Raw genomic sequence first — 9,704 nt, 5'->3', positions numbered from 1 at the left:
GCGTTAACTTTGATTTTGACAAGTACAATGTAAAAGATTCCGAATTACCCAAGGTTGAAAGTGTATATAGAGTGCTTAAAAATCATACGGATATGAATGTGCGTGTTGATGGCCATACTGACAGTAAAGGCAGTGAAATATACAATCAAAAGCTTTCAGAAAACAGAGCTAAAGAAGTTATGAATGAGTTAATAAATATGGGTATTCCCGCTGAACGCTTAACTTACGCAGGTATGGGTTTAACAAAGCCGGTTGCATCAAATCTTACTGAAGAGGGTCGTTATAGAAATCGCAGGGTAGAGTTTGTAATTGAGAAATAATGATTATAAAAACACTTAAATCTATTGCAGTGCTTCTTGCGCTAATATGCGCGGCATCGCCTTACGCAAACGGCTCTATATTTTCTCTGCTGCTTGATGATTTTGACTCAGGCAAAACCCTAAATAAGGTCTCAGGCAACTCTGGGGTTTGGTCTTGTAACCCGCAAGACACGGTGCAGTATTGCAAATTGTCATTTGCATCTACTCCAAGAATTGGAAGTGACGGTTACTCTCTGCGCCTTGAATATAATGTTGATACACCAAACGATTACATACCAGGTGTACCAAAAACTGCAACAAATGGATATTTTACGCAACTGCGTGGTAAAGATATGCGCGACTATAAGTATTTGATGATAAACATAAAGGGCGATGAGGAGTTTGGCTATACCAGAAATTTAACCATTCAGTTTAAAAACAAGGAACAGCTTGGCGAGTACTTACTTAAGGGCATAACCAATGAATGGGGAAGGTTTGTAATTCCTCTTGAATACTTTGACGGAATAACCAGCTGGCGCGCAATGGATGAGTTAGTGTTGATTTTTGACCAGAATGTAACCAAACGGCAAGGAGCAATTTACATAGAAAATATAATGTTCTCATCAATAAACCCAACCCCAAAAGAAAGTTTTGCCATAAAGGTAAAGTCAATCAAAAAGAATGTGCCGCCTGTGGTTATAGATGGCAAACTTGATGAATGGCGCAGAGCAAAAGCAATGAAGTACAATGCGCAAAGGGACATTATATCTGGCGATGTAAAAGACCCAAAAAACTTTTCGGCTGAAAGTTATTTTATGTGGGATAAAGAATACCTATATTTTGCCACAGTTGTTTATGATAAAGAGATAATTTGCCGTAAAAGTGGCGAAGACATAAAATACGACGATAGCGTAGAGTTGCAAATTGACACTTTAAAAAATGGTTTTTACGATGAAGATAACGCAACATTTCATATTGGCTTTACGCCAACATCCCAAACAAGCGATCCGTTAGCTTGGGATTGGATTCACTCAAAAGAACCTAATGAGAGCGAAGTTAAGTTTGACTCATTTGTGGGTAGAGTAAATGGTAAACCCGGCTATCAAATTGAAGCCGCCATCGCATGGGAATATATTGGCATAGACCCAGATAAAGAAAGTTTTATAAGTGTTTCGCCAGTTGTTAACTCTTACGATTATTCAAATGGCAGCTATGGCAGCATAGCATGGTCGCTTATGAAAGAGGGCAACATAAACAGTGGTTACACTGTATCTCTTGGGAAACTTGTCCTAAAAAAATAATGGAAATATTTAACTCGGGTTTTGCAATAGGATTTGGAATTAATCGAAAGATATGGGGCATTTTTATCCGCCCGCCCTTGGCGAGGTCTCGCCCGCTCATAAGAGCGAGGCGGACATACAATTTTGCGAATGGAATTACCATTCTCTGCAAATTTTGCATCAAAAATGCATCCGTCTCTTTCGCCTCGGTTCTTCCCCTTCGGGGCCCAACACCGTACAAATCTATTGCAAAACTCGGGTTGAACAGATTTTTTGTATTTTATTTTTTAATTTGTTCGTTGCTCTTTTCATTTCCAATACAAAGCTACAGCGCCAAGTTAAAAAGTGAAGATGAAAAATTTCTTGATATGGTCTCACAAGACTCATTTCAGTTTTTTTTAGACAAATATCATCAGGGAACGGGCCTAATAAATGACAACAGCACCACTTATTCGCCTTGTAGTGTTGCATCAGTCGGTTTTGGTTTGACGGCTTACTGCATAGGCGCGCAAAGGCACTGGGTTGACAAAAATGATGCTTATGATAGAGTGCTAAAAACCTTAAAGTTCTTTCAAAGCAATGTAGCTCAAAAAAATGGTTTTTACTATCACTTTGTTAATATACGCACAGGTGCTCCTGTATGGAACTCTGAGGTATCATCAATTGACACAGCGATTTTTTTGGCAGGGGCACTTAGCGCGGGTGAGTACTTTAAAGGCACTGAGGTAGAGTCGCTTGCCAATGAACTTTACGAAAGAGTTGACTGGCCTTGGATGTTAAATGGCAAGACGGTTCTTTGCATGGGCTGGAAGCCTGATATTAAAGAAAATAACGGTTTTTTGCCTTACTATTGGGATTCATATTCCGAGTTGATGATAATTTACGCGCTTGCTATCGGCTCGCCAACAAAACCTATCAGTCCAAAGTACTGGGATGCCTGGAAAAGGCCGGCTGAAAAATTAGGTAGTAACGCTTTTATTTATTGTCCGACCGGTAGTTTATTTGTTTATCAGTATAGTCAAGCGTTTATTGATTTTAGAAATATCAGAGATAAATACGCGAATTACTGGACAAACTCAGTAAAAGCCACCATAGCTGATAGAGAATGGTGCATTGAAAATAGAAAAATCTACAAAGGTTATTGGGGAATTTCCGCTTGCCTTGGGCCAGACGGATACGCAGGATATGGAAGTGTACCTGAACAAAAATCTTTGCACGATGGTACAATAGCGCCATCGGCACTTGCTGGTTCAATACCTTTTTGTCCAGATGAGTGCATAAGCACGATGCGTTCTCTTTACAAAAACTATGGTGCTGATGTTTATGGCCAATATGGTTTTGTTAATGGTGTGAATTTAAACGCAAATTGGTTTTCAAGGGATTTTATAGGAATAGATCAGGGCATAACTGTTTTAATGATAGAAAATTATAGAAGTGAGTTTGTCTGGAAGTACTTTATGCAACATCCCGCTATAAAGAAGTGGTTAGAACTTTGTATGCAGAGTTAAAGTAAATAAATTGAGAGAAATATTGCAATAAATGTTCATTTACAACTTAGTCAGCCCGTGGCTAGACCTCGCCGAAGGCGGGGAAAGGGTTCAGCGAGCAGAGCGAGCGACGACGAAACGGGAAAACCATAGGTTTTCCCTTGTAGAGCGGTTTGGCGATTCAACTAAAGCCAAACCAAGTATGAACGAAGCAACCATAGACCTTGCAATAGGTGTTAGGAGCGAGACGGGCGAGGTCGTGGGTTTTACAACTCAAAAAGTAAGAGCAATGTTGTAGACATTGGGCGAGCTTTTTGAGGAAGGAAAAGACCGTCATCGTTCGTCGAATCCAGCAATCTATTGCAAGTTCTATGGTTAAAAATACTAAGTCCACCGATAGGTGAGACGCGATATAAATGTTCTTTTACAACTTAGGAAAGGGTTCAGCGAACAAAGTGAGCGACGACGAAACGGGAAAACCTTAGGTTTTCTCTTGTAGAGCGGTTTGGCAATTCAACTAAAGCCAAACCAAGTATGAACGAAGTGAATACTAAGTTCCGCCAAAGGCGGAACGCGATATTATGGAGGAATAAAATGAAAAAGCTGTATTTTCTAATTTTGTCCGCGTTAATGTTGTCAGGTGTTTATCTATATGCTGCCACAGCAGAGGCAGGGTTTGAAACTGTTCGCAATACAAATATTTTCCAGTACAAAGATGATGTTGGTTCTGACTTTGTAGCGTCATTTAGTGACAATGTAGACCCTGAGCGAACAAAAGTGCTTGTAATGAAGTATGCAATGGCGCAAAAGGGTTATGCCGGGTGGGGAATGTTTCTTAAGGGTAAAGATCTATCAAACATAGGGAACGTTTCATTTTTTGTTAAAGGTATGAAAGGCAGCGAGATCTTTTATCTTTCATTAAAAGACAAAGATGACAAAGAAAAGAAAATTGTAATCAACACATACGCCAATGTAACTCGCGTATGGCAAATGGTTAAAATTCCAATGACTGACTTTGCGGATATAGATCTCAAGCATATCACAAGTTTTGGTTTTTCTTTAGACAGTGCTGCGGGTCAAGGGGAATTGTACATCAATGAAATACAGTTTAACACAGTTACCAATTCGGAAGAAGCGGTTATTTTAGACCAAGATGTCGCACAGCCGACACTTCGCTCTAACAGAGTAATTATAGATGGTTTTGAACGCCCCTCTCCAAACGACTTTTACAGTGTTCGTACAGGCGATTACTCAACACTTGAACTTAAAGCAACAAGAATGTTGCATGACGGCGATTATGCTATGGAGATGGATTATCTTTTCCAAACGCAAAATCCATGGGGCAGCTGGGTTTCAGCTCATTGGGAAGCCTACACAACACCTGTTGACTGGACTGGCCTTGAGTATTTTAAAATTTGGATAAAGGGTGATGGCAGCAATAATGTATTTAACTACAATATATTTGACGCAGAAGGTGAGCTTTGGACATTTCAAGATGCTGAGGTATTAAAAAACACAAACTGGACACAAATAACAATGCCACTTACACAGTTTAAGCTTTCCACGCAGTCAAAACCAGGCAACAAAGTTATTGACCTCGCAAAAATTAGAGGTTTTGAAATTTCAATTCTAAGTCTTGACAGAGAAAAAACATCTGGCATAATTTTTGTTGACCAGCTTTACGCCGTTGGTAAATCAATGAGTGCGATTTGGGCAACGCCTCCATCAGTTGTAGAAAAACTAAGAATAACATTCCCAACAGTGGGTAATGTTGATTTTAGCGGTTTAATTTATACAGAGTTCCTAAATACTCCCGAGAGAAATGAACAGCTAACGCACTATGGCAAACTAATTGCAAGTGCAAAGGTTGATGAGTTCTCTGCAAGAATGGAAATTGGTTCTGAAAGCCAAGAGTTTGGACAATCTGTTTATTCTACTTACAACCCCAATACAATAACAACCGTATCAAGTGTAACTTATATTGGTTACGACTCTCGTTTAAATGTTTCAGCTCAGCCACCTAAGGCAAATGTGCCGCTAATACAAGTTATGGGGAATAATTTTTCCCGTGAATTTAGCAACTTTACAATTGGTAACATATTCTTTGAATACACAAAGTACACATTTGCATCACCCATATTGGGCAATTGGGGTTATAAGGGTGCAACTGCCGAAGGTGATATAGACAACTTAAACTACCATGCTTTCTACATAAAGCACACCTATGACGGCAATTCCATAGGTTCTCGTTTAACCTACTATGGCAGTGATTGGAAAATGGTTGGTTATGCCCTAAACGATTGTACAAGTGGTTTAATGGAAAACACTGCGGTACCTTCAAATACAAGTATGGTAAATAACAGTGAGTGGCAAATAAAACCAGTGTCAAATGATACAGTTTACAACCTTGAGTTCTGGAAGTGGTTTTTAGAGAAAAAAGTACAAATTCAAGCTATAGCAGGTATGGAAAAATACTCTGATTATGCTACAACATACTCAACAACAACGCTGCCACTAATTCAGCCGCTGTATAATGTTGCCTTGCCAAACCCACTTTATGAGTTTGACCGTTTAATGGTTGGCAGAATTGAAACAAACAACCTTTTCTGGAAGGGTTTACGATTAGCGTATGAAAATAGATATATTGGCACATTGTATAAACCAACATATCGTTGGGAGCCTGCCTACTTTGACGATGTTTACAGTGACCAAAAGGCCTATGATTTTAGTGTAACACAAAAATACAAAGGTTTTCAGACATCGGTTGAGTTTGAAGATGTTACCCGTTTAACAAACAGTTCTTACTACCGCAACAGAACAAACTGGGGTATTGGTTACTATGGTTTTGACGGGCTTGATGTTGCATTTAATAGCCAAGTAAAATACCAAAAATATAACTACGATTCTCCTCGTTCTATGTTTAGCACCTACGGTGATGACTTTAAGCGTGAACAGATAAATGAAATATTTGTAAGAACTCAATTTAGCAGAAAAATTGCCGCATGGTTTAGTGTGAAAAGCATAGAAACAGAGTGGCTTGCCCCAAGAGCAGATGCGGGTGATAGGTTTATGGGCAACTCGTTATTTGTAAAACTTGAGTACAACTACAACTCAAATACAAAGTTTTCTGGTGAGTATATGACAACAAAATATGGCATAGATTATTGGGAACCAAAAACATGGCCGTATGACGATAATTATTTAAAGTTCTGTTTTTCATTATCGTTTTAAGTAAGGATGCATTTAACCCGTATTGCAAAATCCGGGTTTAACCCAGACTCTGTTTTTTCAGACAGAAAAACTGTGTCTGTAACAGAGTCTGGGCTAATTTTTAGAAACACCAATTCAAAAGAGGTTTAGAATGTTATTAAGGAAATTTTTGGTAGCGGTTTTAGCTCTTGTAGCTCTTAGTTCCACGGTTTTTTGCCAGGAACAGGTAATTTTCTGGGCCATGGGTGAAGAAGGAATGCGCATAGGAAAAAGTGAGATATTAAAGCGCTTTGAAAAAGAGAACCCAAACATAAAGGTAATTGTTCAAACTATTCCTTGGGATGCCGCAAGAGAAAAGCTTTTAACCTCTGTAATTGGTGCTATTCCACCTGATGTTTGTCAGCTCGGCACCACTTGGATGAGTGAATTTTCTGCTATGGATGCCCTGCAAGACATCAGCGGTTATATGAAAGATTCTAAAGTTGTAAAACAGGATGCTTACTTTCAAAGCTCTTGGACAAGTTGTGTTTACAAAAACAAAGTTGTTGGTGTCCCATGGTATGTAGACACGCGTGTTTTATTTTATAGAAAAGACTTGCTTAGGGCTGTCGGTTTCTCATCTGCGCCAAAAACATGGGATGAGCTTTACAAAGTAAGTAAGGCACTTTCAAAACCAAAAGCAAAAATACGCAGTTACGCAATATCTTTGCCAACAAGTAACTTTGAAATTGCTGCTATGTTCGCATGGCAAAATGGCGCCAATGTGCTTAATGCCGATAACACGGCCCCTATGGTAGAGAGCAATGAATTTAAAGATGCTATGGATTTTTATGCACGGTTCATTGATGAGGGTTTAGCCCCAAAAGAAGATGCAGCTGATGTAAACATTTTCAATGCCTTTAAAACTGGGTTTTACTCAATGTTTATATCAGGCCCTTGGATGTTAAATTTGGTAGATCGTTATTGTGGTGATGAGTTTAAAGGAAAGTGGGATGTTTCAGTTCTTCCAGCGGGCAAAGCCGGGCCAATTTCATTTGTTGGCGGCGCAAACCTTGTAATGTTTAGAGATTCAAAACACAAAGCAGCGGCGTGGAAGTTATTAGAATTCCTTTCCAAACCGGATGTTCAGGTAGAATGGTATAAAATAAACAATAATTTACCGTCTTTAAAGGCGGCATGGAACGACAGTTACTTTGCCACAAAGCCGATGGTTCAGGTTTTTGGTGAACAGTTAAAGTACACACAAAGCCCGCCAAATATACCGGAGTGGGAACAAATAAACTCTCGCCTTGGCAGGCACATAGAAGAAATTGTTATTGGAATGAAAGATATAGATTCTGAAATGGCAATAGTTTCTTCAGAGATAAAAAAAATGCTTTCCACAAGAACTGTTAGTTCAACTCTTGGAAAAAAGTGGTTAAAAGGCGCGCTTGCTGGTGGTTTTGTGCTTTTATTTTTATTAACTCTATATTTTATACACTCAATTAAGAAAGGCAAGGGCAAATACAACAATTTCAAACAATACATAACTCCTTATATTTTCATAGCTCCTGTAATTATTGTATTAATCGTGTTTTTAATCATCCCTGTAATACTCTCATTTCTTATGAGTTTAACCGACTGGAATGTATACACATTTATACCTGGCAGTAAAATAAACTTTATAGGTTTGCAAAATTATATTGATTTATTAAGTGATAAAACATTTATAAAATCTCTTTTTAATACCATCTACTTTCTTGTAGTTGGCGCGCCAATATCTGTGTTGGTTTCATTGTTCTTCGCGTTATTATTAAACGAAGGTTTTGTTCGTATGCGCGATTTTTTTCGCTTAGGTTATTTTTTGCCTGTAGTTACAACAATTGTAGCTGTTGCTGTTATATGGCGCTGGATTTATAACTATGATTACGGCCTTATGAATTATGCCCTTTCTCTTTTCAATATTCCAGGGAAAAACTGGCTTGAGTCAATGACTTTGGCAATGCCGTCATTGATATTAATGTCAGTTTGGAAAAATTTTGGTTACAATATGGTTATTTTCCTTGCTGGGTTGCAAGCAATTCCAGTGCAGCTTTATGAAGCCGCAAGAATTGATGGGGCCGGTCGGTGGCAAATTTTTAAGCACATCACATTGCCATCACTTGCACCAACAACATTTTTTATAACCATACTCACACTAATAGGATATTTTCAGTTTTTTGCCGAACCATACATTATGACAAAGGGCGGCCCAAGAGATGCCACAATATCTGTAGTGCAGTATATGTACAGTCAGGGCTTTAAGTTTTTACAAATGGGTTACGCATCGGCAATTGCCTATGTGCTTTTTGGTTTAATATTTGCTGTAACAATATTTCAAATGTGGATGCGTAAACACTCAGAGTAAGTGTAATTAAAATGAATTCTAAGTCCGCCCACTGGGCGAGACGCAATATTAGGGGTAAAAATGAATTACAAGTTTTCACAAAAAATCAGACACTCGCTTGTTCATGTGTTTTTAATTGTAGGCCTTGTTATCACCATGGCTCCATTTGTTTGGATGATTTCTACATCGTTTAACACTGATCAGGCAATTTTTACAAAAGTTCCTCAGTGGATACCAAAGCACCCAACCATTGAGCAGTACACAAAGCTTTTCTCATCAATAAACTTTCTTCAACACTTCAAAAACAGCGTAGTTATAGCGGTTTCAATAACATTTGTAAGTTTGTTTTTTAACTCACTTGCCGGCTATGCATTCGCGAAATACCGCTTCCCAGGTAAAGAAAAACTATTCACCTTATTACTTGCCACAATGATGATACCAGGCCAGGTAACCATGATGCCTGTCTTTTTGATATTAAAAAATCTGGGTTTATTAAACACATATCTCGGGCTTATTATACCAGCGGCCGGTGGTGTTTTTGGCGTTTTTTTAATGAAGCAATTTATGCTTTCAATTCCAAATGAGCTTATAGAGTCGGCAAGAATGGATGGCTGCTCAGAGTTTAGAATTTACTGGCAAATAATATTGCCGCTCTCAAAACCTGTGCTTGCCACACTTGGCATTTTTACTTTTATGGGAACCTGGAATGACTTTTTATGGCCGTTAATTGTAATGATACGCGAAGAAATGTATACGCTTCCTGTAGCGCTTGCAAACCTTAATGGTCAGCACAGTACAGAATACGCGCTTTTAATGGCGGGTGCTGTAATAGTTATTGCGCCGATTGTTTTGTTGTTTTTGCTTGCGCAAAAGTATATCATACAAGGTATTGCAACTTCTGGCTTAAAAGAATAAAAAAGTTGCTATTTGTCATCCCGGGCATAATACTCAAAAAGTGTTGCTAAAAACAAGGGATAAAGTCTTAAATATAGACGACAAGTAAAAACATTTGATACTCTTTTATTGAAACGGTTCAATAAAGGAGCATGAATGCAAAAAAAAA

6 protein-coding genes are annotated in these 9,704 nt (G+C 38.5%); all 6 read left to right on the top strand.

The window, feature by feature from the left end:
- Positions 1-320 (top strand): OmpA family protein (locus tag M0Q46_06430; protein ID MCK9583228.1); only part of this gene is annotated, 320 nt, incomplete at its 5' end.
- Positions 320-1,600: a hypothetical protein gene (locus M0Q46_06425; GenBank protein MCK9583227.1), complete on the top strand. Its 1,281-nt coding sequence runs from the start codon at positions 320-322 to the stop codon at positions 1,598-1,600. The genes M0Q46_06430 and M0Q46_06425, both read left to right, overlap by 1 nt.
- 239 nt (positions 1,601-1,839) lie before the next feature.
- Positions 1,840-3,087, top strand: a complete 1,248-nt coding sequence (locus M0Q46_06420) for a hypothetical protein (protein ID MCK9583226.1) — start codon at positions 1,840-1,842, stop codon at positions 3,085-3,087.
- A 573-nt stretch (positions 3,088-3,660) separates the two neighbouring features.
- A complete protein-coding gene (locus M0Q46_06415; protein MCK9583225.1) occupies positions 3,661-6,297 on the top strand; it encodes a hypothetical protein in 2,637 nt (878 codons plus the stop codon).
- A gap of 130 nt (positions 6,298-6,427) precedes the next feature.
- The gene (locus M0Q46_06410; protein MCK9583224.1) at positions 6,428-8,662 is read left to right on the top strand and encodes an extracellular solute-binding protein; all 2,235 of its coding nucleotides are present in this window, start codon (positions 6,428-6,430) and stop codon (positions 8,660-8,662) included.
- Positions 8,663-8,722: 60 nt separating this feature from the next.
- Complete coding sequence (locus M0Q46_06405; GenBank protein MCK9583223.1) at positions 8,723-9,556, top strand: carbohydrate ABC transporter permease; 834 nt, start codon at positions 8,723-8,725, stop codon at positions 9,554-9,556.
- The last annotated feature ends 148 nt before the right edge of the window (positions 9,557-9,704 follow it).

This window comes from Endomicrobiales bacterium (assembly GCA_023228045.1).
Taxonomy (GTDB): Bacteria; Elusimicrobiota; Endomicrobiia; order Endomicrobiales; family JALOBY01; genus JALOBY01.
Note: the sequence above shows the minus strand (reverse complement) of the source record. Positions and strands in the feature narration are given on the sequence as shown.

Bases quoted from the DNA above. Each gene is read 5' to 3' on its own strand.
- M0Q46_06425 (MCK9583227.1), top strand. From the start codon at position 320: ATGATTATAAAAACACTTAAATCTATTGCAGTGCTTCTTGCGCTAATA.
- M0Q46_06415 (MCK9583225.1), top strand. From the start codon at position 3,661: ATGAAAAAGCTGTATTTTCTAATTTTGTCCGCGTTAATGTTGTCAGGT.
- M0Q46_06410 (MCK9583224.1), top strand. From the start codon at position 6,428: ATGTTATTAAGGAAATTTTTGGTAGCGGTTTTAGCTCTTGTAGCTCTT.
- M0Q46_06405 (MCK9583223.1), top strand. From the start codon at position 8,723: ATGAATTACAAGTTTTCACAAAAAATCAGACACTCGCTTGTTCATGTG.